Source organism: Ideonella margarita, from assembly GCF_038066635.1.
Lineage (GTDB): Bacteria > Pseudomonadota > Gammaproteobacteria > Burkholderiales > Burkholderiaceae_C > Ideonella > Ideonella margarita.
On the sequence record NZ_JBBUTI010000002.1, the window covers coordinates 164,308 to 185,871 of the forward strand.

At 66.1% G+C, this 21,564-nt stretch carries 20 protein-coding genes; 9 read left to right on the forward strand and 11 right to left on the reverse strand.

From position 1 onward, the window contains the following. Positions 1-9: 9 nt before the first annotated feature. The 3 genes from AACH00_RS03730 to AACH00_RS03740 form a co-directional block, all read right to left on the reverse strand. Positions 10-996: an ABC transporter permease gene (locus AACH00_RS03730; RefSeq protein ID WP_341397632.1), complete on the reverse strand. Its 987-nt coding sequence runs from the start codon at positions 994-996 to the stop codon at positions 10-12. A 152-nt stretch (positions 997-1,148) separates the two neighbouring features. Then, on the reverse strand, positions 1,149-1,922 hold the full coding sequence (locus AACH00_RS03735) for a DUF3047 domain-containing protein (protein WP_341397634.1): 774 nt from the start codon (positions 1,920-1,922) through the stop codon (positions 1,149-1,151). 108 nt (positions 1,923-2,030) lie between these two features. Then, entirely contained in the window at positions 2,031-2,963 is a 933-nt protein-coding gene (locus tag AACH00_RS03740; protein ID WP_341397635.1) for a porin, read from the reverse strand. A gap of 272 nt (positions 2,964-3,235) precedes the next feature. Here AACH00_RS03740 and coq7 point away from each other — a divergent pair, with 272 nt between their 5' ends. Continuing rightward, a complete protein-coding gene (coq7, locus tag AACH00_RS03745; RefSeq protein ID WP_341397636.1) occupies positions 3,236-3,871 on the forward strand; it encodes a 2-polyprenyl-3-methyl-6-methoxy-1,4-benzoquinone monooxygenase in 636 nt (211 codons plus the stop codon). Positions 3,872-3,893: 22 nt separating this feature from the next. On the opposite strand, the gene AACH00_RS03750 is transcribed toward coq7, so the two are convergent. After that, positions 3,894-4,325 carry an OsmC family protein gene (locus AACH00_RS03750; protein ID WP_341397637.1) on the reverse strand — a complete coding sequence of 144 codons (432 nt, stop codon included), beginning with the start codon at positions 4,323-4,325 and terminating at the stop codon, positions 3,894-3,896. 387 nt (positions 4,326-4,712) lie between these two features. Here AACH00_RS03750 and ilvA point away from each other — a divergent pair, with 387 nt between their 5' ends. Next, complete coding sequence (gene ilvA, locus AACH00_RS03755; protein WP_341397639.1) at positions 4,713-6,296, forward strand: threonine ammonia-lyase, biosynthetic; 1,584 nt, start codon at positions 4,713-4,715, stop codon at positions 6,294-6,296. Between the two features lie 10 nt (positions 6,297-6,306). Then, entirely contained in the window at positions 6,307-6,696 is a 390-nt protein-coding gene (gene pcaC / locus AACH00_RS03760) for a 4-carboxymuconolactone decarboxylase (RefSeq protein ID WP_341397640.1), read from the forward strand. Between the two features lie 33 nt (positions 6,697-6,729). On the opposite strand, the gene AACH00_RS03765 is transcribed toward pcaC, so the two are convergent. From AACH00_RS03765 to AACH00_RS03795, 7 genes are all read right to left on the reverse strand, one after another. After that, positions 6,730-7,575 (reverse strand): formate dehydrogenase accessory sulfurtransferase FdhD, encoded by an 846-nt coding sequence (locus AACH00_RS03765; protein WP_341397846.1) that lies wholly within the window; start codon positions 7,573-7,575, stop codon positions 6,730-6,732. 86 nt (positions 7,576-7,661) lie between these two features. Continuing rightward, positions 7,662-8,003, reverse strand: coding sequence for a hypothetical protein (locus AACH00_RS03770; RefSeq protein WP_341397642.1), 342 nt, complete (start codon positions 8,001-8,003; stop codon positions 7,662-7,664). 19 nt (positions 8,004-8,022) lie between these two features. Then, positions 8,023-9,171 (reverse strand): formate dehydrogenase subunit gamma, encoded by a 1,149-nt coding sequence (locus tag AACH00_RS03775; protein WP_341397643.1) that lies wholly within the window; start codon positions 9,169-9,171, stop codon positions 8,023-8,025. Positions 9,172-9,188: 17 nt separating this feature from the next. Next, entirely contained in the window at positions 9,189-9,440 is a 252-nt protein-coding gene (locus AACH00_RS03780; RefSeq protein ID WP_341397644.1) for a hypothetical protein, read from the reverse strand. Continuing rightward, positions 9,437-10,054, reverse strand: a complete 618-nt coding sequence (fdh3B, locus tag AACH00_RS03785; RefSeq protein ID WP_341397646.1) for a formate dehydrogenase FDH3 subunit beta — start codon at positions 10,052-10,054, stop codon at positions 9,437-9,439. Before fdh3B ends, AACH00_RS03780 begins: the two co-directional genes overlap by 4 nt. A gap of 20 nt (positions 10,055-10,074) precedes the next feature. After that, positions 10,075-13,053, reverse strand: coding sequence for a formate dehydrogenase subunit alpha (locus AACH00_RS03790; RefSeq protein WP_341397647.1), 2,979 nt, complete (start codon positions 13,051-13,053; stop codon positions 10,075-10,077). Between the two features lie 107 nt (positions 13,054-13,160). After that, the gene (locus tag AACH00_RS03795; protein WP_341397648.1) at positions 13,161-13,373 is read right to left on the reverse strand and encodes a formate dehydrogenase; all 213 of its coding nucleotides are present in this window, start codon (positions 13,371-13,373) and stop codon (positions 13,161-13,163) included. A gap of 202 nt (positions 13,374-13,575) precedes the next feature. Here AACH00_RS03795 and AACH00_RS03800 point away from each other — a divergent pair, with 202 nt between their 5' ends. From AACH00_RS03800 to AACH00_RS03825, 6 genes are all read left to right on the forward strand, one after another. Then, a complete protein-coding gene (locus AACH00_RS03800; RefSeq protein ID WP_341397649.1) occupies positions 13,576-14,997 on the forward strand; it encodes a sigma-54-dependent transcriptional regulator in 1,422 nt (473 codons plus the stop codon). Positions 14,998-15,038: 41 nt separating this feature from the next. After that, positions 15,039-17,153, forward strand: coding sequence for a sensor histidine kinase (locus AACH00_RS03805; protein ID WP_341397650.1), 2,115 nt, complete (start codon positions 15,039-15,041; stop codon positions 17,151-17,153). 86 nt (positions 17,154-17,239) lie between these two features. Beyond that, the gene (gene apbC, locus AACH00_RS03810; protein ID WP_341397651.1) at positions 17,240-18,331 is read left to right on the forward strand and encodes an iron-sulfur cluster carrier protein ApbC; all 1,092 of its coding nucleotides are present in this window, start codon (positions 17,240-17,242) and stop codon (positions 18,329-18,331) included. Positions 18,332-18,340: 9 nt separating this feature from the next. Then, a complete protein-coding gene (locus AACH00_RS03815) occupies positions 18,341-18,823 on the forward strand; it encodes a DUF3305 domain-containing protein (protein ID WP_341397653.1) in 483 nt (160 codons plus the stop codon). A gap of 13 nt (positions 18,824-18,836) precedes the next feature. Continuing rightward, a complete protein-coding gene (locus AACH00_RS03820) occupies positions 18,837-19,469 on the forward strand; it encodes a DUF3306 domain-containing protein (protein WP_341397655.1) in 633 nt (210 codons plus the stop codon). After that, positions 19,381-21,555, forward strand: a complete 2,175-nt coding sequence (locus AACH00_RS03825) for a 4Fe-4S binding protein (RefSeq protein ID WP_341397656.1) — start codon at positions 19,381-19,383, stop codon at positions 21,553-21,555. Before AACH00_RS03820 ends, AACH00_RS03825 begins: the two co-directional genes overlap by 89 nt. Positions 21,556-21,564: the final 9 nt, after the last annotated feature.

Consider the following 21,564-nt stretch of genomic DNA (forward strand, 5'->3'; position numbering starts at 1 on the left):
GGCCACCGGTCAATGGCCGGCCGTGGAGCGCTCAACCCGCAAGCGGGGGTCGACAACGACGTAGAGCAGGTCAGCGGCCAGGTTCACGGCCACGAAGATCAGTGCGATCAGGCACAGGTAAGCCGCCATCACGGGAATGTCAGCGAACTGCACGGCCTGCACGAACAGCAGGCCCATGCCGGGCCACTGGAACACGGTTTCAGTGATGATCGAGAAGGCGATCAAGCCACCCAGTTGCAGCGCGGTGATGGTGATCACGGGCACCAGTGTGTTCTTGAGCGCGTGGCCGAAGTGCACGGCCCGGTTGCTCAAGCCGCGCGCCCGGGCGAACTTGATGTAATCGGTGCGCAGCACTTCCAGCATCTCGGCGCGCACCAGCCGCATCAGCAAGGTGATCTGATAGATCGCCAGCGTGACGGACGGCATCAGCAGATGCTTCCAGCCGTCCAGCGTGAACCAGCCGGTCTGCCACCAGGAACCCCAGGCCACCGTTTCCCCGCGGCCAAACCCGGGCAGCCAGGCCAGGTGCGCCGAGAACACGAAGATGAACAGGATGCCGATCAGGAAGGTAGGCAGCGACACGCCCAGCAAGGACGCTGTCATTAGCAACTGGGCATCCGCATGGCCACGGCGCAGCGCGGCATACACGCCCAGCGGCAAGCCGAGCAGCAGCGACAACAGCGCGGCCGTCAATGCCAGTTCCAGCGTGGCAGGAAACCGTTCACCGATCAGCGTGGATACCTTGCGGCCCTGACGCAAGCTCAGACCAAATTCACCCTGCACCGCGCGGCCGACAAAGTTCGCGAACTGCACCGGAAAGGTTTGGTCGAGCCCGAGATCGGCACGCAGTTGGGTGCGCTGCTCGGGCGTGGCGTCCTGGCCCAGCAGGTTGGTGACCGGATCACCCACGTACTGGAACAGCATGAAGGCCAGGAAGGCCACCGTGAGCAACACGAGGACAGCCTGTCCCAATCGGCGGATGATGAATGCAAGCATGAGTCGTGTGAGTGTCGCAAGGTGTGTGCCCGTGCGACATCAGCATAAGCGAGGCCGTGCGCGGATCGTTATGCGCTCTTTGCGCCGGGATTTGCGCCGGGCTTTGCGCCTGTCTGCTGGATGAGCCCGGGCGAGGCCGGTGGCACGCGCGCTCAGAAAATCGAGAGACCTTGGCTCCCCGCCTGCCCTGGCACCTCAACCGGTCCGTACCAGGTCAGCGCAGAGGCCTCGAGGTTGTCGGAATCCGTCATGAGTGCGACGCCCACCAAAGGCCCGGGCGCCTCCCCAAAAAGCTGCTGGAAATCATCTGACAGGCGACGCTCATGCTGCCGCCAGCTACGCAAGTGCGCATCGCCCGATTCGATCACGATCTTGCGGACGCGATCACTGCGTGGATGAACCACCGCCGTGCCCACGGGCAGATCATTGCTCCAGGCATAGACGAGCGTGGCATACGGGGGGCGCTCTTGTCCCAGCGACTCCGCGAGGTCGAACAGCATGCGGTTGCGCATCGACAAGCGGGCATCGTCGCCGGCAAATGCGAAGACGAGCCGCGCCGGGGAATCGGTTCGGCCCGCTTCGTCCAACGCTGCACCCGGGACGAGCCGATCCACCCACCACGAAAAGCGCACGACATCGAATTGGCCGGGTTCGAGACTCACACGGTGCCGCCACATGCTGGCTGACTGATGGGCTTCAGCCCGCCAGGCAGGCACACCGTCCTTCACGTCACGTCGGTAGGTCGTCAACGCCTTGCCCGGGAAGGTCACGGCCTGCCAGGCGCCGGTCTGGCTGGCGCCTGCAGCAGCATCGGCCTGCAGCAGCGACGTTGTTGAGGCGCACCCTGACAGCGCGGCAACGCCGGCGACCAGCAGGGCGCGGCGGGTCGGCTGGTGCAAGCGGGACGTGGGCTCAGGCAAATTCATGGCGACACGGTACAAGTGAACGGGGGACTACAGACGTTTCACCAATGAAAAAGCCACCCGAAGGTGGCTTTTGGTTTCTGCCAGACCTGCCCGGAGGCAGGTGGTGGATCAGAAGCTGTGGTTGATACCAGCGCTGTAGCCGCTCTTCGGGCCGACCGGCACGCCGCCGCCAACCTTGGAGTAGTTGGCGAACAGCTTGGTGCGCTTCGACAGGTTGTAGTCAGCACCAATGGAAGCACGCTTGGTCTTCAGGCTGGTGTTGTCCAGCTTGTTTTCAGCGTAGCCGATCTTGAAGTCGGTCGCGCCGAAAGGCACCACGGCGCCCAGCAGGAATCCCTTGGCATCCACATTGGCGTTGTTCGAGCCCTTGCCGTAGCCGGCCGACAGGGTGGCGAAGCCGAAGTTGTAACGGCCACCGATGTTCCACACGTTGTCGTTGGCGCCTTCCGGGTTTTCAATGCCCAGGCCCAGGAACATCGGACCAGCCGAGTAGTTCACGGCCACCGACATCGGACGGTCAGGGCTGCCGGCAGGAGCTTCGCCAACGCTGGCTGCGAAGTTGATGCCGTTGGCGCTGAAGTCGTAGCGGATCGAGTCAGCGACGCGAACCTTGGTGATGCCACCAAAACGCATGCCGGTGTCACGCAGAGCGGCTTGGGTGTCGCCCGAGAACGGGTCGATCTGGTTCTGGATGTGGGTGAAGGCTGCGACGTACTGACGGCCCAGGTTCACGCGACCGAACGAGCCAGCCAGACCAACGGTCGAGTAGCCATTCCAGAAGTTGGTCGAGGTCGAGGTGCCGGTGTCAGGAGACAGGCGGTGCTCGAAACCGAACAGGGCTTGCATGCCACCGCCCAGGTCTTCAACGCCACGGAAGCCGATACGGCTGCCGGTGTTGTTGTCCATGATTTGCTTGTCGGTGGTGCCGGTAGGCTTGCCAGCGGCCAGTTCGATCTTGCCGTAGATGGTCACAGACGATTGAGCCGAGGCTGCACCAGCGAAAGCGCCGAGCACTGCGAGAGCGAGCAGAGATTTATTCATTGCAACTATCTCCTAGGTTGGAACAAGAGGTCCCGATCGGGGGGAGTACCCTGCCACCTTGATGATGGTCCGGGCTGATCAGGCCAACCTCCTTATCGGAAGCTGTCGCCATTGCACCAGACGCACCCGGCCCACGCAAACCGTAACGACCCCAAGCTTGTTGTCTTGTTGTCACATTACAACGAGTTGTCACGGTACGGTGACACTGTGCCGCCCGCCAGCAGCCACTGGCACAGCCGTGTCGGAGATTGAAGTTGCCTTATCCTGCTGCCATGCGTGTCTATAACCCTCTGGATGCATGGATCGTCGCCGCAGACAACGCGCTGCGAACCGTTCATGCACAACCTCACTCAGCACGTCGCGTGCCAGGCTTGCCCACCGAGCCCGAGTCGCTCAGCGCGGACGAGCGGAAGCTTTCAGGCGCTCTGATGCGCGTGAACCACGTGGGCGAGGTGTGCGCCCAGGCACTTTATGAGGCGCAAGCGCTGACCGCACGCTCCGATTCGGTGCGTGACCAGATGCGCGCAGCCTCACGGGAGGAAACCGATCACCTGGCTTGGACGGCGCAGCGGCTGAAGGAGTTGGGCGATCGCCCCAGCCTGCTGAACCCGCTCTGGTATGCGGGCGCCTTTACCATCGGCGTGGTGGCCGGCAAGGCAGGTGACGCCTGGAGCCTGGGCTTCATGGTTGAAACCGAGCGCCAGGTCGAGCGGCATCTGGCCAGCCACCTGGACCGTCTGCCTGCGGCTGATCAAACCTCGCGCGCCATCGTCGCGCAGATGAAGGTTGACGAAGCGCACCACGCGGAGCAGGCAGAAGCCGCAGGCGCTGCGGCCATGCCTCAGGTGTTGCGCAGCGTGATGAAGGGCGCTGCCAGCGTCATGACGCGCATCGCCCACCACATCTGAGCGGCGGGCGCCGCCCGCTCATTCAGGCAGCCGTGGTGTCGCGCAGCTCGATGCTGGTGGTGATCTCGGCGGTACGGCCCAGCATGGCGGTCGCCGAGCAGTACTTCTCATGCGACAGGGCGACGGCGCGTGCCACCACGGCCTCTGACAGGCCCCGTCCGCTCACCACGAAGTGCATGTTGAGCTTCGTGAAGACCTTCGGGTCGGTCTCTGCGCGCTCGGCCTTGATCTGCACGTCGCAGCCGGTCACGGCCTGGCGACCGCGCTTGAGGATCAGCACCACGTCATAGGCGGTGCAGCCGCCGGCGCCCACCAGCAACATTTCCATCGGACGCGGCGCCAGGTTGCGCCCGCCGCCCTCCGGCGCGCCGTCCATCGTCACGATGTGGCCGCTGCCGGTTTCTGCTTGCATCACCATGCCGGCGTCGGCGATCCAGCGAACAGTGCAATCCATCTCGAATCCTTGCCCCTCGAGGCCAGAGAGCCAGCCAATACATTCAGCCGGAATTGCGCAATTATCCTCTGATGGCGTACGTTCTCTGTCCGAGGGATATTGCAGTGCAACACGGTAGTGATTACACTGATCTCCATCACGTTGCTGTACGCATAGGCTGGTTCGGCGCCTCTCAGGCCCCACCCAGCTTTGCACGAGCCAAAGCTCGCAACGCACCCAGTTGTCTCCTCCACCTCCTCGATTGGTGGATTCAGCCCGAAGTCGCAAGACTTCGGGCTTTTTTCTGGCCAAAACGGGCAGCCGGTATCATGCGGCAGCGCAGCAAACCTCGATTTCATGAGGCATGGCTGCTTGTTCCAGCCCGTACAAAACCACAGGAGAGCCGCCATGGCCGGCGCCGCACGCAAGACCCGCGTCAACCCACGCACAACCAGCACCTCGCGCGAGGTGGCCAAGCCCAGCCCGGCTGACTACCTGCGCAAGATTCTGAATGCCAAGGTGTACGACGTGGCGATGGAATCGCCGCTCGACCACGCGCGCATCCTGTCCAAGCGAGTCGGCAACCAGGTGCTGCTCAAGCGGGAAGACCTGCAACCCGTGTTCAGCTTCAAGCTGCGCGGCGCGTACAACAAGATGGCGCACCTGAGCCAGGAAGCGCTCAAGCGCGGCGTCATTTGCGCGTCTGCCGGCAACCATGCCCAAGGTGTGGCGCTGGGTGCGCGCAAGCTGGGCTGCCGCGCTGTCATCGTGATGCCGGTGACCACGCCCAAGGTCAAGATCGACGCCGTGATCGCTCTCGGCGGCGAAGTGGTGTTGTTCGGTGAAAGCTTCTCCGACGCCTACGGCCATGCCGTGGAGCTGGAAAAGGCCCAGAACCTGACCTTCGTGCACCCGTTTGATGATCCGGATGTGATCGCCGGCCAGGGCACGATCGCGATGGAAATCCTGCGCCAGCACCAGGGGCCGATCGACGCCGTGTTCTGCGCGATTGGCGGTGGCGGCCTGATTTCCGGCGTCGCCGCCTACATCAAGGCCGTGCGTCCGGAGATCAAGATCATCGGCGTGCAGATGGTTGATTCCGACGCCATGCTGCAGTCGGTCAAGGCGGGCAAGCGCGTGACGCTGCCCGATGTGGGCCTGTTCGCCGACGGCACCGCCGTGAAGCTGGTCGGCGAAGAAACTTTCCGCCTGGCGCGTGAGCTGGTCGACGACTACGTGGTGGTCGACACCGACGCAGTCTGCGCCGCCATCAAGGATGTGTTCCAGGACACCCGCAGCATCGTCGAGCCATCGGGGGCGATGGGCGTGGCTGCCATCAAGCAGTACGCGGCCGAGCACAAGCTCAAGGGCAGCACCTTCGTGGCCGTGACCTGCGGCGCGAACATGAACTTCGACCGGCTGCGTTTCGTGGCCGAGCGCGCCGAGTTCGGTGAGCAGCGCGAAGCGCTGTTCGCGGTGACCATCCCCGAAGAGCGCGGCAGCTTCAAGCGCTTCTGCGAACTGCTGGGCACGCGCAGCGTCACCGAGTTCAACTACCGCATCTCGCACGCCAATGTGGCGCATGTGTTCGTGGGTATTTCCATCAGCAAGCGCGACGAGGCCGACAAGGTCGCCCGCAGCTTCAGCAAGCATGGCTTCGCCACGGTCAACCTCACCGACGATGAGTTGGCGAAGGAACACGTGCGGCACATGGTGGGCGGCCGCAGCGAGCTGGCCAGCGACGAGCGCCTGTTCCGCTTCCAGTTCCCCGAACGGCCAGGGGCGCTGATGCGTTTCCTGTCGGCCATGCACCCGGACTGGAACATCAGCCTCTTTCACTACCGCAACCAGGGTGCCGATTACGGCCGCATCCTGGTCGGCATCCAGGTGCCAAAGGGCGACAAGAAGGCCCTCAAGGCTTTCATCGATGGCTTGGCTTACCCCTGCGTCGACGAAACCGAGAACCCGGTCTACAAGCTCTTCCTGCGCTGAGGAACACCTGATGAACGACGACCTGTTCAACAAGGGGCTGCAAACGCGCCGCGAGGTGCTTGGCAGCGACTATGTCGACAACGCCATCCGCAACGCCGATGCCTTCAGCCTGCCCTTGCAGGAGATGGTGACGCAGTACGCGTGGGGTGATGTCTGGAACCGCCCGGGGCTGGCCCGGCGCGACCGGAGCCTGCTGGTGCTGTCGATGCTCACGGCCCTCAACCGCCCGCATGAGTTGAAGCTGCACCTGCGCGGCGCGCTGAACAACGGCGTCACGCGCGACGAGATCAAGGAAGTGTTTCTGCAAGCCGCCATCTACTGCGGCGCACCGGCCGCGATGGACAGCTTCCGCGTGGCGCGCGAGGTGTTTGCAGAAATCGACGCGCAAGCCCAGGGCTGACGCAGCCGCCGGAGTCGGTCTGATCCGGGCTCGTCAGGTGTCGCTGCCCGCGACCACCCGCACCGCGGCCGGTTGCGGCAACGGCTCGGCGTCGAACCGGTCAAAGCCGGTGTAGCAGAGGAAGTGCTTGTTCGCCGCACGACCGAACAGCGTCATGCCGAGCTTCGAGGCCAAGTCATGGCCCATCTGCGTCACGCCGTTGCGAGAGACGACGATGGGCACGCCCATGTGCGCAGCCTTCATCACCATTTCGCTGGTGAGCCGGCCCGTGGTGTAGAAGGTCTTGTTGCCGCCGGTCACGCCGTGCAGCCACATCCAGCCGGCGATGGTGTCGATGGCGTTGTGGCGGCCCACGTCTTCCACGAACATCAGCAGCTGGTCGCCTTCAAACAAGGCGCAGCCGTGGACCGAACCCGCCTTGCGGTGGATGCTGTCCTGCTGGCGCATGGTGTCCAGCATCCGCGCCAGTGTCGACTGGCGGATGCGAGCGTTGTCTGCCGCGGGCAGATGCACCGCGTCCACCTGCTGCATCAGATCCCCAAACACCGTGCCTTGCCCGCAACCGGTGGTCACCACCCGCTTGGCGGTGCGGCTGTCGAGATCATCGATGCCGTGCCGGGTCTTCACGGCCGCGGCATGCACGTCCCAGTCCACGGTGATGGACTCAATGTCTTCAAGCGACGACACCAGCCGCTGGTTGAGCAGGTAGCCCAGCACCAGCATTTCAGGCGCAGCGCCCAAGGTCATCAGGGTGACGAGCTCGCGCTTGTCCACGAACACCGTCAGAGGCCGCTCGGCAGGAATGTGCAGACTGCGGCGTTGGCCGTATTCGTCCTGGATCTGGATCTCGCGCAGCATCGGCGCGCTGGCAGCCGTCATCCGCGGCGCATCGCTCCGCAACACAGGCACCACCGCCGTGACGGCATCGGTGGGCTGGTTGGCAGCGGAGGCCGCGGCGCTCATGGTCAGCCCTTCTTCGCAGCCGATGCCGGTGCGGCAGGGGCTGCAGCCGTGGCGGGCGCAGAAGCTGGCGCGGGCGGCGTGTAGACAAACGCACCCGGGTCAGCGCAGGCCGGGGTGTCGACGGTGGCGCCGAGTTCCTTGCCTGCCTTCTTGGCCTGGGCACGGTACTGGTCGGCCACGCGCTCACGCGACTTGCACAGCTGGAAATCAGCCACCTTGTTGCCGTGCGCGGTCTTCGCGGCGGCCTCGGCGGCCTTCGCCTTGGCTTCGTCGCTCGGGGCCGGCAGTTTGGCGGCACAGGTGCCGGCCACTAGGGCCAGCACGCAGAGGGTCAATGCACGCATCGGATGTCTCCAGAAAATGTCAGGCTTGCACGCCCGGACGACCCACCGGCGCCGGGCCAGCTTCGGTCGAACGTTGTGCGGGGATCTTGCCGGCCTTGATGTCGTCGTACCAGAGCTCGTGGTGTTCCTTGGCCCATGCTTCGTCGACATAGCCGGTGCGCATGGCGCTGTACGCGCCCTTCATGCCGATCGTGCCCATGTAGATGTGGCCGGCGAACATCGCCATCATCAGGATCGTTGCCACGCCGTGCACCATGTGCGCGATCTGCATGTCGCCACGCAGGTAGTCGAGACCCGGGATGACCTTGTCGAGCACCAGGCCCGACGCCACCACCACCAGACCGAGACCCAGCACACCACCCCAGAAGACGATCTTCTCACCGCCGTTGAAGCGGTGCGAAGGCACCTCGTGATCACCAAACAGGCCGCCAGCGCGCAGCAGCCAGGTCAGGTCTTCACGGCTAGGCCAGTTGTCACGCAGGAAGGTGAAAAACACCACCAGCAGCGACACCGCGAACAGCGGACCAGCGAAGTTGTGGGCCGTCTTCAGGGCGTAGGTCAACCAGCTGAACAGCGTCGAGCCAATCACCGGCAGCAGCGTGAACTTGCCAAAGGCCATCACCAGGCCGGAAATCGCCAGCACGGTGAAAGCGCCAGCATTCGACCAGTGCGCAGCGCGCTCGAACGGGGTGAAGCGCTCGATCAGCCGGCCGGTATCGGCGCCACCATGGCCACCGAGCGGGCCCTTGCGCCAGTAGAACAGGCCGAGGGCCAGCGCCACGATGAACAGCAGGGCACCGCCATACGGCAGGATCCAGTGATTGCGAACCTGGCGCCACGCCTCACCGGCCGTCGTCAGGCTGGAGCCCGGGTACTGCACGAAGGACTGGATCAGCACGCCCTTCTCGGCGCCCGGCAAAGAGCTGTAACCCGCCTGGGTGCCGGATTCACGCACCGCGCGCCAGTACGGCGCGTTGTTGCCTGGCTGGCTCTTGTTGCGCTCGGCGGCAGATTCATCAGGCTTCGGAAGCGCTGGCGCCACGAAGCCGGCAGGGGCACCGCCTTGCGCCGCCGACGCAGCGGCTGCCGGAGCCGCCTGTGCCAGAACGCCACCCGCCGTGAGCGTCAGGCTCGCGGCGATCAGCAGGGATTGCATGCAGCGCTTCATGGGCACTCCTTGCGCCATCACTTGGCCGGCGTCACCGAGCCGGTGCGCTGGTATTCGTTCTGGCCTTGATTGCGGGTGCGGATCTGGGTTTGCCAGCTGGTTTCATCCCCAGTGGTCCAGCCCGATGCGGTGTACTCGTTGCTGGCGCTTTCCCAGGGCTTCGCGTCAGCCTTCTTCAGCTTGGACGCGTCAATCTGCGCGCGTTCGCCGCAACCGGCCAACGCAGCAGCACACAGCGACAGCGCGATCAGGTGGGCAACGCGGCTCATGACTTGGCGCCTTCGGTCTTGGCAGCGGTGGGCTGGCCGTAAGCCGTGCCCCAGCCCCAGACTTCGCTGCCCTTGTTACGGGTCAGCACGCGGGTGCGGAAGATGTCCGCCACGACGTCGCCGTCGCCGCCGAGCAGGGCCTTGGTCGAGCACATTTCAGCGCAGGCCGGCAGCTTGCCTTCAGACAGGCGGTTGCGGCCGTACTTCTCGTTCTCGGCGTCGCTGCCATTGGCTTCCGGGCCACCGGCGCAGAACGTGCACTTGTCCATCTTGCCGCGCAGGCCGAAGGTGCCGTTGGTCGGGAACTGCGGTGCGCCGAACGGGCAGGCGTAGCTGCAGTAGCCGCAGCCGATGCACACATCCTTGTCGTGCAGCACCACACCTTCGTCGGTGCGGTAGAAGCAATCCACCGGGCACACGGCCATGCAGGGTGCGTCGGAGCAGTGCATGCAAGCCACCGAAATGCTCTTCTCACCAGGCACGCCGTCATTGAGCGTGACCACGCGGCGGCGGTTCACGCCCCAGGGCACATCGTGCTCGGCCTTGCAGGCCGTGACGCAACCGTTGCACTCGATGCAGCGCTCCGAGTCGCAGATGAACTTCATTCTTGCCATGTCAGTTTCTCCTCTGGCGATCAGGCGTTGTCACGCTCGATCTGGCAGACCGTGGTCTTGGTTTCCTGCATCATCGTCACGCTGTCGTAACCGTAGGTCGTCGCGGTGTTGATGGCCTCGCCGCGCACCACCGGCATGGCGCCTTGCGGGTAATAAGCCGCCATGTCCAGGCCGCCCCAGCGTCCCGAGAAGTGGAACGGCAGGAACACGGTTTCCGCATCCACGCGCTCAGTCACCATGGCCTTCACACGGATGCCGCGGAAGCCTTCGACGCCAGCCATCGGCGGGGTCTTCACCCAAACGTACTCACCGTTGCGAATGCCGCGGTCGTTGGCAGCCTTCGGGTTCAGCTCGACGAACATGTCCTGCTGCAGTTCGGCCAGCCAGGGGTTCGAGCGGGTTTCCTCGCCGCCGCCTTCGTACTCCACCAGACGGCCGGAGGTCATGATCAGCGGGAAGTTCTTGCCGATGTCCTTGTTCTTTTCCTGCACGGTCTTGTAAAGCGTCGGCAGGCGCCAGAAGGCCTTCTTGTCGTCGTGCGTCGGGTACTTGGCGACCAGGTCCGGACGCGTGCTGTACAGCGGCTCGCGGTGCTGCGGAATCGGATCCGGGAAGTTCCAGACGATGGCGCGGGCCTTGGCATTGCCAAACGGGTGGCAGCCGTGGTTCTTCATCACCACGCGGATGATGCCGCCCGACGAGTCGGTCTTCCAGTTCTTGCCTTCCGCGGCCTTCTGCTCGGCCTCGGTCAGCTCGCCCCACCAGCCCAGCTTCTTCACCAGCAGGTGGTCGAACTCGGGGTAGCCGGTCGTCAGGTCAGCACCCAGCGAGTGGGAGCCATCCGCGGCCAGCAGCGACACGCCTTCACGTTCCACACCGAAGTTCGCGCGGAAGTTGCCGCCGCCGTCCATCACGTGCTTGGAGGTGTCGTACAGGTTCGGCGAGCCGGGGTGCTTCATCTCGGCGGTGCCCCAGCACGGCCACGGCAGACCGAAGTAGTCACCGTCGAGGCTGTAGCCGGAGGCCTTGTCGATGCCGCCCTTGGCACGCAGCGTCTTCACGTCGAAGACATGCATGTTGCGCATGTGGGCCTTCAGGCGCTCCGGCGAGTGGCCGGTGTAGCCGATGGTCCAGACGCTCTTGTTGATTTCACGCAGGATGGACTCGGTTTCGGGCTCGAGCATGCCGCCCTTGCCCTTGACCATCTTGTAGTTCTTGACCAGCTCCTTGTCGAAGCCCAGCTTCTGAGCCAGCTGGTACATGATCATGTGGTCGGTGCGCGATTCCCACAGCGGCTCGATGACCTGCTCGCGCCATTGCACCGAGCGGTTCGAGGCGGTGCACGAGCCGGTGGTCTCGAACTGGGTACAGGCCGGCAGCAGGTACACGGCGCGCTTCGGGTTCAAGTCTTCCGGCTTGCCGGGCATCGCGGCCATGGCGGCGGTGGCCGACGGGAATGGATCCACCACGACCAGCAGGTCGAGCTTGTCCATCGCCTTCTTCATCTCCAGACCCCGGGTCTGCGAGTTGGGTGCATGGCCCCAGAAGAACAGACCACGCAGGTTGGATTCCTGGTCGATCAGTTCGTTCTTCTCCAGCACACCGTCGATCCAGCGCGACACCGTCATGCCGGACTTGGTCATCATGCCCGGCGCGAACTGCTTCTTGATCCACTCGTAATCAACGTCCCAGGCCTTGGCGAAATGCTTCCAGGAACCTTCGGCCAGGCCGTAGTAGCCCGGCAGCGAATCGGGGTTCGGGCCGACGTCGGTAGCGCCTTGCACGTTGTCGTGGCCACGGAAGATGTTGGTGCCGCCACCGCTCTTGCCGACGTTGCCCAAGGCCAGCTGCAGCAGGCAGCTGGCGCGCACGATGGCGTTGCCGATGGTGTGCTGGGTCTGGCCCATGCACCAGACGATGGTGCCCGGGCGGTTCTCGGCCAGGATCTTCGCGACCTTGTAGCAGGTGGCTTCGTCAACGCCGCAGGCTTCCTGAACCTTCTCGGGCGTCCACTTGGTCAGGCATTCCTCGCGCACCTTCTCCATGCCATAGACACGGTCCTCGATGTACTTCTTGTCTTCCCAGCCGTTCTTGAAGATGTGGTGCATCACACCGAACAGGAACGGAATGTCAGAGCCAGAGCGGATGCGCACGTACTCGTCGGCCTTGGCGGCCGTGCGGGTGAAGCGCGGGTCCACCACGATCATCTTGCAGCCGGTTTCCTTGGCGTGCAGCATGTGCAGCATCGACACCGGGTGGGCTTCCGCCGCATTCGAGCCGATGTAGATCGCCGCCTTGGCGTTCTGCATGTCGTTGTAGGAGTTGGTCATCGCGCCATACCCCCACGTGTTGGCCACGCCGGCCACGGTGGTGGAGTGGCAGATGCGCGCCTGGTGATCGGTGTTGTTGCTGCCCCAGAAGCTGATCCACTTGCGCAACAGATACGCCTGCTCGTTGTTGTGCTTGGACGAGCCGACCACGAACAGCGAATCCGGGCCGCTTTCCTTGCGCAGCTCCAGCATCTTGGCGCTGATTTCTTCCAGTGCCTGATCCCAGCTGATGCGTTCGTACTTGCCGTTGACCAGCTTCATCGGCGTGCGCAGGCGGTACTCACCGTGGCCGTGCTCACGCAGGGCCGCACCCTTCGCGCAGTGCGCGCCCAGGTTGATCGGCGAATCGAACACCGCCTCCTGGCGCACCCACACGCCGTTTTCAACCACAGCGTCCACGGCACAGCCCACCGAGCAGTGGCCGCACACCGTGCGCTTGACTTCCACCTTCTTGGCGCCGTCGGCCGCCTTCGGCGCATCCGAGGCTTCAGCGCGGCGGACCAGCGTCAGCTGCGACGCAGCAATGCCGGCGCCCACGCCCAGGCCGGAGCGGCGCAGGAAGGAGCGGCGGTCCATCGTGGGGATGGCGCGCGCCACACCGCGCGTCAGACTATTGACGAGGCCTGAGCCACTCTGGCCAGCTTGGTTGGATCTGCGAGTCAGCAGCATGGAATCTCCTGGAGGCGGAAGCGACAGGTTCGGCCAGCGGGCCGACAAGGTGCGCGTCAACAAAAACCAATGGCCGCGTCAGTCGCGGCCAGCTTTCAAGGCAACGCTCAGACCCGGGCGGTCTGGTAGTAGCGCATCACGTGGGCCGTTTCCTGGTAGCCGTCCTTGCCGGTTTCCGGCACGGGCGACACGGGGGCGACAGCCACGGGCGCCGGGGCGCTCGGCAACACCGCTGCCACGGCCGCCAGGGCGCCTGCCGTGCCCACACCCGCGAAGAGGGTGCGTCGTGACACAGGGGAAAGTTTCTTGGCGTCGTTCATGGTGTTCTCCGGCACAGCGTGACTGCGAATGACATATGCAATTGAATGCATGGTAGCCGTCACATTAGGGATGACGCCAGCTTCTTGAACAATCAGAAACAACCCCCACGCCGACCACGACAATCTGTCTGGTGGCGCGACAAGTTGTCGCAACATCCCGACTTGCGCCAGCCTTTGCGGCTGTGCCTAGAATCCGCCGCCTGTGACCGCCCATCTGCCGCCCCCCACCACGCCGTCGGCGCCCGCGCCAGGCGCGACCGACAACACCTGGCCACTGGCCAGCGTGCTGATCGTCGACGACGAGCCCGGCATGCGCAGCTTCCTCGAGAAGAGCCTGACGCCGCGCATGGGGCTGGTGCACACGGCCGGCGACGCCGAACAAGGCGAGGCGCTGGTGCGACGGCACCGCTACGACCTGATCATCCTTGACAACGCCCTGCCGGGCCGCAGCGGCCTCGACTGGCTCAAGTCACTGCGCGAGGAAGGCTTCGCGGGCGAGACCATCCTCATCACCGCATTTGCCGACCTCGACACCGCCATCGAGGCCCTGCGCGCGGGCGCCAGCGACTTCATCCTCAAGCCCTTCCGGCTGACCCAGATCCTCAACGCGGTTCGACAGAGCCTGGAGCGCCGCGAGTTGCGCCGCGAGAACTTCGTGCTGCGGCGCGCGCTGTCGCAGCGCACCCCGACGGCCGACGGCCTGGTGGGCGATTCGCTGGCCATCCGGGGCCTGCAGGCCGCCATCCAGCGGGTGGCGGGCGTGGGCAGCACGGTGCTGTTGACTGGTGAGTCAGGCACCGGGAAGGAGTTGGCCGCGCTGGCCCTGCACCGCAACAGTCCACGCGCAGACGGGCCGTTCGTGCCGGTGAACTGCGCCACCTTGTCGCCCGAGCTGATCGAGGCCGAACTCTTCGGCCAGGCATGGCGCGGCCCGGACAGCAGCCGGCAGGTGCGCGACGGCCTGTTTGTCTACGCCCAGGGTGGCACCCTGTTCCTCGACGAGGTCGGCGAATTGCCGCAAGCCCTGCAAGCCACCTTGCTGCGGGCGCTGGAAGAGCGGCGCATTCGCCCGGTGGGCAGCGAGCAGGAAATCCCGGTCGATGTGCGCATCGTCGCCGCCACCCACCGACCGCTGATGCAGGAAGTGGCTGCCGGCCGCTTCCGCAAAGACCTGTATTACCGGCTGCAGGTGGTGGAAATCAACCTGCCGCCGCTGCGCTCGCACAAGGAAGACATGCCGGCGCTGGTCGAGCACTTCATCGCCACGCTCGGCCCGCAATTGGGCGTGCCGCCGATCGAGGTCACGCCCGACGAGCTGGGCTTCCTGCAGCAATACGACTGGCCGGGCAATGTGCGTGAGTTGCGCAACCTGATCGAGCGCTCGTTGATTCTGGGCGCGCTGAATGTGTCGGCGCTTTACCAAGGCTTGTCGCGCAGCGCGGCCGCCGCCAGCACACCGCCAACCGGCCACGCACTGCTGACCACCGACCTGCAGACGCTGGAGCGCCAGCACATCCTGGCGGTGCTGGATTCGGTGTCGGGCGACAAGACCCGCGCGGCCCAGCTGCTGGGCATCTCGCGCCGCACGCTGGAGCGCCGCGTGGTCGAGTGGGGCCTGCAATGAGCTCCGGCTGCCGCCGCACCACCTTGCGCCGCGGCTGAGCCATGCCCCGGCTGCAGTTCAAGCACTGGCCCATCCGCCGCAAGCTGCTGGCGATGGTGCTGATGCCGCTGGTGGTGGTGCTGCCGCTGCTGGGCATGTTCCTGCTGATCTGGGGCAATGCGGCGGTGGACCAGCTGCTGGTGGCCAAGGTGCGGGCCGACCTGGCCGTGGCCCGCAGCCACTTCGACCGCATGCTCACCGACGTGGGTGGCAGCGCGGCGGCCATGGCCGATTCCCGCGCGCTGAGCGACGCACTCGACGGCGTGCTGCCGGCGCAGGGCAGCTCGGCGGCCGTGCGCGGCGACCAAGCGAAAGCGCACGCGCAAGACCTGCCCGCGCTGCTGCGCCGCCTGCGCGACCGGGAGCGTCTTGACTTCATCCAGTTCCGCAGCGCTGACGGGCAACTGCTGGCGGGCGCCGACAGCGCCCTTCAGACCGGCGCTGCAGCCGCGCAAGGCGCCGCCCTGCCCTGGGTGCCCCCGACCAGCCCGCGGCCCCAGGGCTCGGTTGAGGTGCTGAGCGCGGCGCAGCAAGCGGCCCTGCCCGAAGCCCTGCGCGCCCGCGTCGCGGTGCCCCTGCTGGCCACGGCCAATGCCGCCCCCAGCGCGCAGGCACAGGAAGACCGCGCGATGGTGGTCATGGCCACTGCAGACGTGCGGGGCCCGGATGGCCAGCTGCGCGGCCACCTGCAGGCCGGCGTACTGCTGAACCGCAACCTCGGCTTCATCGACCAGCTCAACGAGGTGGTTTATCCGGAAGGTGCGCTGCCCCAGGGCAGCCACGGCACGGCAACGCTGTTCCTCGACGATGTGCGCATCAGCACCAATGTGCGGCTGTTCGGCGGCGAAGCCAGTGAGCGGGCCATCGGCACGCGTGTATCAAGCACCGTGCGCGAGGCCGTGCTGGGCCGGGGCGACACCTGGCTGGACCGCGCCTTCGTCGTGAAAGATTGGTACGTCTCTGGTTACCTGCCTTTGACCGACCACCTCGGCCGGCGCGTCGGCATGCTCTACGTGGGCTTTCTGGAGGCGCCGTTTGTCGGTCTGAAATACATCGCGCTGGCCACCATCGGCCTGATCTTCTTCGCGGTGATGCTGGTGGCGGGCTGGGTCAGCCTGCGCTGGGCACGCGGCATCTTCCGCCCGCTGGAGCAGATGAGCCGCACCATCATCCAGCTGGAGGCCGGCGACAGCCAGGCGCGCGTCGGCGCAGTCAACAGCCGCGACGAGATTGGCGAGCTGGCCGCCCACTTCGACCACTTGCTCGACACGCTCGATCAGCGCACCGACGAGTTGCAGGCCCTGAACCAGGCGCTCGATGCCAAGGTGGCGCAGCGCACCGCCGCGCTGGCCAGCCGCACGCTGGAGCTGGAAACCGCCCAGCAGCAGCTGGTGCGCGCCGAAAAGCTGGCGGCCATCGGCCAGCTCACCGCCGGCATCGCGCACGAGGTGAACAACCCGATCGCCGTGATCCAGGGCAACCTCGATCTGGCCCGTGAGCTGCTGGGCCCGCACGCCCGCCTGGTGCGCGACGAGCTGACGCTGATGGACCAGCAGATCGAGCGCATGCGCCTCATCGTGACCCGGCTGCTGCAATTTGCCCGGCCGGGTGACTATGCGGGTTACGTCGACACCGTTGATGCGGCCCGGGAACTGCGCGACTGCCTGCCGCTGGTCGAGCACCTCCTGCACGGCGCGCAGGTGCAGGTGCACACCGACTGGCAGCACACCCGCAACGCCCAGATCAACCGCCAGGAATTGCAGCAGGTGCTGGTGAACCTGCTGGTGAATGCCCTGCAGGCCATGCCCGAAGGCGGCGAGCTGCGGCTCTCCACCGCCGACTGGACGGAGCTGGGTGTGGAGATCCGGGTCGAGGACACCGGGCCGGGCTTGCCGGCCGAGTTGCTCAACCGACTTTTCCAGCCCTTTGCCACCGGCCGCAATGAGGGCACCGGCCTGGGCTTGTGGATCAGCCACAGCCTGGTCGAGCGCTATGGCGGCGAGCTGCAGGTCATCAATCTGCCGGGGCGTGGTGCCCGTGTCAGCCTGCGCCTGCGCAGCGACGTGCCCCCGCCACCCGAGCCACCGAGGCCCCACCCCGACACCTCGGCGGTGTAAACCCTGAGGCAAGCCCCTGCGACAGGCTGTCGCAACGCCAGCCGGTAGACTCGCGCACGTTTTACCTATGCACACCTGAACCTACCATGGCGCTGACCGAACAAGCTGTCCTCGACGCACTGACCACCGTGGTCGACCCCAACACCGGCCGTGATTTCGTGTCGGCCAAGCAGGTCAGGAACCTTCGCATCGACGGCACCGACGTGTCCTTCGATGTCGAGCTGGGTTACCCGGCACAAAGCCAGATGCCGACGCTGCGCAAGGCCCTGATCGCGGCCACCCGCAGCGTGGGTGGCGTGGAGAACGTCAGCGTCAACCTGAGCGTGAAGATCGTGGCGCACCAGGTGCAGCGCGGCGTCTCGCTGCTGCCGGGCGTGAAGAACATCATCGCCGTGGCCTCGGGCAAGGGCGGCGTGGGCAAGAGCACCACCACCGTCAACCTGGCCCTGGCCCTGGCGGCCGAAGGCGCCAAGGTCGGCATCCTGGACGCCGACATCTACGGCCCGAGCCAGCCCATGATGATGGGCATCACCGGCCGGCCGGAAAGCCTGGACGGCAAGACCATGGAGCCGCTGGAGAACTACGGCGTCAAGGTGGCCTCCATCGGTTTCCTGATCAATGAAGACGACGCCATGATCTGGCGCGGCCCGATGGCCACCCAGGCGCTGGAGCAGCTGCTGCGCCAGACCAACTGGGGCGACCTCGACTACCTGATCGTCGACATGCCCCCGGGCACCGGCGACATCCAGCTGACGCTGAGCCAGCGCGTGCCGATCACCGGCGCCGTCATTGTCACCACCCCGCAAGACATCGCCCTGCTTGACGCCAAGAAGGGTCTGAAGATGTTCGAGAAGGTGGGCGTGCCCATCCTCGGCATCGTCGAGAACATGGCTGTGTATTGCTGCCCGAACTGCGGCCACATGGAACACATCTTCGGCGCCGATGGCGGCAAGAAGATGGCCACCGACTACGGTGTGGATTACCTCGGCGCCCTGCCGCTGAACCTGTCGATCCGCGTGCAGGCCGATGCCGGCCGCCCGACCGTGGTGAGCGAGCCTGATGGCGAGATCTCCGGCCTCTACAAGACCGTGGCGCGCCAGGTGGCGGTGAAGATCGCCCAGCGCACCAAGGACTTCTCGTCGAAGTTCCCGACCATCACCGTGTCGAAGAACACCTGAGCGACAAGCATGCGTGAAGCGTTGCCCCAGCTGCGCGTGGCGGTGGTCATCGAGCGCCAGCACCAGCCCAACGTCTGGGAAGACTGGCGCTTCGTGATCGCCGACGTGGTGCCCGACACCGGCCTGTTCGGTGACGCTCCGCGCGTGCTGCGCGACGACGGCAAGACGGCGCAGACGCTGTACCCGGGGTTCGACGTCACGCTGTTCCACGACGAGGGCGAGGGCTACTACCTCAACCTCACCAGTGGCGCGCCGGTGTGGTTCGTGATGTGGCGGGTCGATGACGAGCACCCTTCACGCGCCTGGCCCGAGCAGGTCACGCTCTCGTACAACGAGGCGGGCCGGCTGCTGGACGCGCAGGAGCGCGTCGACAACCTGCCGCTGGGTGCCGATGAGCGCGAGTGGCTGCAGGCCTGGACCGACGCCAACTACCGCCCCGAGGTCAAGCAGCGCAAGCGCCCGGCCTCGTTCCGCGCCCCCGGCCAGCGTTGAGGCAGCCCCGGCCATGAGCGCCCCGGAATCCGACCGCCCGGCTGGCGGATTTTTCTCGCGCTGGTCGCGCCGCAAGGCGGACGTGCGGGAGGCTGAAGCGGCCGCCGTGGTGCCCGTCGCACCTCCGGCGCCGGTACCAGCCAACACGCCGCCTGCCGGTGCTTCAGCCACCGAGCCCACCGACCCCGCACAGCCGCCCGCGCCCACCCTGGCCGACGTGGCCGAGCTGCAGGTGGGCGACGAGGTCAGCCGCTTCGTGCAGCGCGACGTGAATCCCGATGTGCGCAATGCCGCGCTGAAGAAGCTGTTCGCCGATCCGCACTACAACGTGATGGACGGCCTCGACATCTACATCGACGACTACAGCCAGCCCGACCCGCTGCCGGAAGGCTGGCTGGAAAGGATGGTGCAGAGCGAGGCCCTGGGCCTGTTCCGCAAAGACCCGACCGAACCTGAGGCAGGCGACGCCGACCTGGTTACCGCCGCCGCCCCTGACACAGCCCCCGCGCTCGAAGCTGATCGCTCCGAGACGCTCACCCTGCCCGAGCCCACCCCCGATGAAAACGCTGATCTGCGACTGCAACCGGACCCTGCCGCTGAACGCCCCCGCGCTGAGCCAGGCCCTGGCGAAGACACCGGGCGCTGATACCGACGGCCTGGACACGGTCCACTCGCTGCTGTGCCGCCGCGAGGCTGGCAGCTTCCAGCGCGCCGCCAAGTCGGGCGACGATGTGCTGGTGGCCTGCACCCAGGAAAGCCGCCTCTTCCTCGACCTGAACGCGGCCACCGAGGGCACCCAGCCCGTCACCGAACGGCCGATCCGTTTCGTCAACCTGCGTGAAACCGGCGGCTGGTCGAAAGACGGTGCCCAGGCCACGCCCAAGCTGGCAGCCCTGATCGCCGCGGCCCAGCTGCCCGATCCCACGCCGGTGGTCACCGTGCCCTACCGCTCGTCCGGCCGTACGCTGGTGATCGGCAGCGCCGATGACGCCGTGCGCATGGCCACGCTGCTGGCCGACAAGCTGGACGTGACCCTGCTGCTCGACGGCCCCGGCGGCGCCCTGCCCCAGCGGCGCGACTGGCCGGTGCACACGGGCCAGCTCACCCGGCTGACGGGCTGGCTGGGTCAGTTCGAGGCACATTGGTCGGCCGGCAATCCGATCGACGCCGAGCTGTGCACGCGCTGCAATGCCTGCATCGACGTTTGCCCCGAAGGCGCGATCGACTTCAGCTACCAGGTCGATCTGGCCCGCTGCAACAGCCACCGCGCCTGCGTGCAGGTGTGCGAGGTGGCTGGCGCGATTGATTTCAACCGCAGCGCGACCACGATCACCGAAGCGTTCGACTTGGTGCTCGATCTGCGCGAAGCCCCTGCCTTCAGCCAGCACCAGCCGCCGCAAGGCTATTTCCACCCGGGCCGCGACGAGCGCCGCCGGATGGACGCCGTGCTGCAGCTGCGGGAGATGGTGGGCGAGTTCGACAAGCCCAAGTTCTTCCACTACACGCACAAGCTGTGCGCGCACAGCCGCAATGAGCAGATCGGCTGCAGCGCCTGCATCGACGTGTGCTCGACCAGCGCCATCCGCAGCAATGCCTCGCTCAAGGGCGTCAGCAAGCAGGTGATCGCCCAGGGTGGTGGCGGCGGCATCATCGTCGAGCCACACCTGTGCGTCGGCTGCGGCGCCTGCACCACCGTGTGCCCGAGCGGCGCGCTGGCCTACGCCACGCCCGACACCGTCGACATGGGCAAGCGCCTGCGCACCCTGGTGGGCGCCTACCAGCGCGCCAGCGGCAAGCACGCAGCGCTGCTGGTGCACAGCCAGGGCGCCGGCACCCGGCTGATCGATGAGCTGGGCCGCGCCGCCCGCACGCAGGCCGATGTGCACGGCGTGCCCGCCCGCGTGCTGCCGATGGCCGTGTGGCACACCGCCAGCATGGGCCTGGACCTGTGGCTCTCGGCCATCGCGATGGGCGCCTCACAGATCATGGTGCTGCTGACCGACGAGGAAGCGCCCGAGTACCGCCAGGCCCTGACCGAGCAGATGGCGGTGGCCCAGGCCATCCTCCACGCACTGGGCTTTGAAGGCAAACACCTGCACCTGCTGGAAGCCCGCGATGCGCGCGACCTGGCCAGCCTGGACGCCGCCCTGCGCTGCGCCCCCGCTGCCACCGTGGCCCAGCCGCTGGCCATGGCCACCCAGGCCAACAAGCGCGCCACGCTCGACATGGCGTTGGACCACCTGCTCTCGCAAGCCCCGACCAAGCCCGAAGCCATCGCGCTGCCGAAGGCAGGCTCGCCGTTTGGCAGCCTGCAGGTCAACACCGACCGCTGCACCTTGTGCCTGGCCTGCGTGGGCGCCTGCCCCGAAGGCGCGCTGGCCGACAACACCGAGAAGCCGCAGCTGCGCTTCATCGAGAAGAACTGCGTGCAGTGCGGCCTGTGCGTCAGCACCTGCCCGGAAACCGCCATCACGCTGGAGCCGCGCCTGTGGCTGGCCGACGAGGGCAAGGCCCGCAAGAGCGCCCGCGTGCTGCATGAGGCTGCACCCTTCGCCTGCATCCGCTGCGCCAAGCCCTTCGGCACGCTGAAGGCCATCGAGAACATGCTGGGCAAGCTGGCGGGCCATCCGGCCTTCCAGGGCGCCGCCGCCGATCGTCTGAAGATGTGCAACGACTGCCGCGTCGTCGACATGTTCAGCGACCAGCAACAGACCCACATCACCAAGCTCTGAAACGCACAC

Excerpts from the sequence above, each read along its gene's own strand:
- AACH00_RS03730 (WP_341397632.1), bottom strand. The coding sequence starts at position 996 with ATGCTTGCATTCATCATCCGCCGATTGGGACAGGCTGTCCTCGTGTTG.
- AACH00_RS03735 (WP_341397634.1), bottom strand. The coding sequence starts at position 1,922 with ATGAATTTGCCTGAGCCCACGTCCCGCTTGCACCAGCCGACCCGCCGC.
- AACH00_RS03740 (WP_341397635.1), bottom strand. The coding sequence starts at position 2,963 with ATGAATAAATCTCTGCTCGCTCTCGCAGTGCTCGGCGCTTTCGCTGGT.
- coq7 (WP_341397636.1), top strand. The coding sequence starts at position 3,236 with ATGCGTGTCTATAACCCTCTGGATGCATGGATCGTCGCCGCAGACAAC.
- AACH00_RS03750 (WP_341397637.1), bottom strand. The coding sequence starts at position 4,325 with ATGGATTGCACTGTTCGCTGGATCGCCGACGCCGGCATGGTGATGCAA.
- ilvA (WP_341397639.1), top strand. The coding sequence starts at position 4,713 with ATGGCCGGCGCCGCACGCAAGACCCGCGTCAACCCACGCACAACCAGC.
- pcaC (WP_341397640.1), top strand. The coding sequence starts at position 6,307 with ATGAACGACGACCTGTTCAACAAGGGGCTGCAAACGCGCCGCGAGGTG.
- AACH00_RS03765 (WP_341397846.1), bottom strand. The coding sequence starts at position 7,575 with ATGACGGCTGCCAGCGCGCCGATGCTGCGCGAGATCCAGATCCAGGAC.
- AACH00_RS03770 (WP_341397642.1), bottom strand. The coding sequence starts at position 8,003 with ATGCGTGCATTGACCCTCTGCGTGCTGGCCCTAGTGGCCGGCACCTGT.
- AACH00_RS03775 (WP_341397643.1), bottom strand. The coding sequence starts at position 9,171 with ATGAAGCGCTGCATGCAATCCCTGCTGATCGCCGCGAGCCTGACGCTC.
- AACH00_RS03780 (WP_341397644.1), bottom strand. The coding sequence starts at position 9,440 with ATGAGCCGCGTTGCCCACCTGATCGCGCTGTCGCTGTGTGCTGCTGCG.
- fdh3B (WP_341397646.1), bottom strand. The coding sequence starts at position 10,054 with ATGGCAAGAATGAAGTTCATCTGCGACTCGGAGCGCTGCATCGAGTGC.
- AACH00_RS03790 (WP_341397647.1), bottom strand. The coding sequence starts at position 13,053 with ATGCTGCTGACTCGCAGATCCAACCAAGCTGGCCAGAGTGGCTCAGGC.
- AACH00_RS03795 (WP_341397648.1), bottom strand. The coding sequence starts at position 13,373 with ATGAACGACGCCAAGAAACTTTCCCCTGTGTCACGACGCACCCTCTTC.
- AACH00_RS03805 (WP_341397650.1), top strand. The coding sequence starts at position 15,039 with ATGCCCCGGCTGCAGTTCAAGCACTGGCCCATCCGCCGCAAGCTGCTG.
- apbC (WP_341397651.1), top strand. The coding sequence starts at position 17,240 with ATGGCGCTGACCGAACAAGCTGTCCTCGACGCACTGACCACCGTGGTC.
- AACH00_RS03815 (WP_341397653.1), top strand. The coding sequence starts at position 18,341 with ATGCGTGAAGCGTTGCCCCAGCTGCGCGTGGCGGTGGTCATCGAGCGC.
- AACH00_RS03820 (WP_341397655.1), top strand. The coding sequence starts at position 18,837 with ATGAGCGCCCCGGAATCCGACCGCCCGGCTGGCGGATTTTTCTCGCGC.
- AACH00_RS03825 (WP_341397656.1), top strand. The coding sequence starts at position 19,381 with ATGAAAACGCTGATCTGCGACTGCAACCGGACCCTGCCGCTGAACGCC.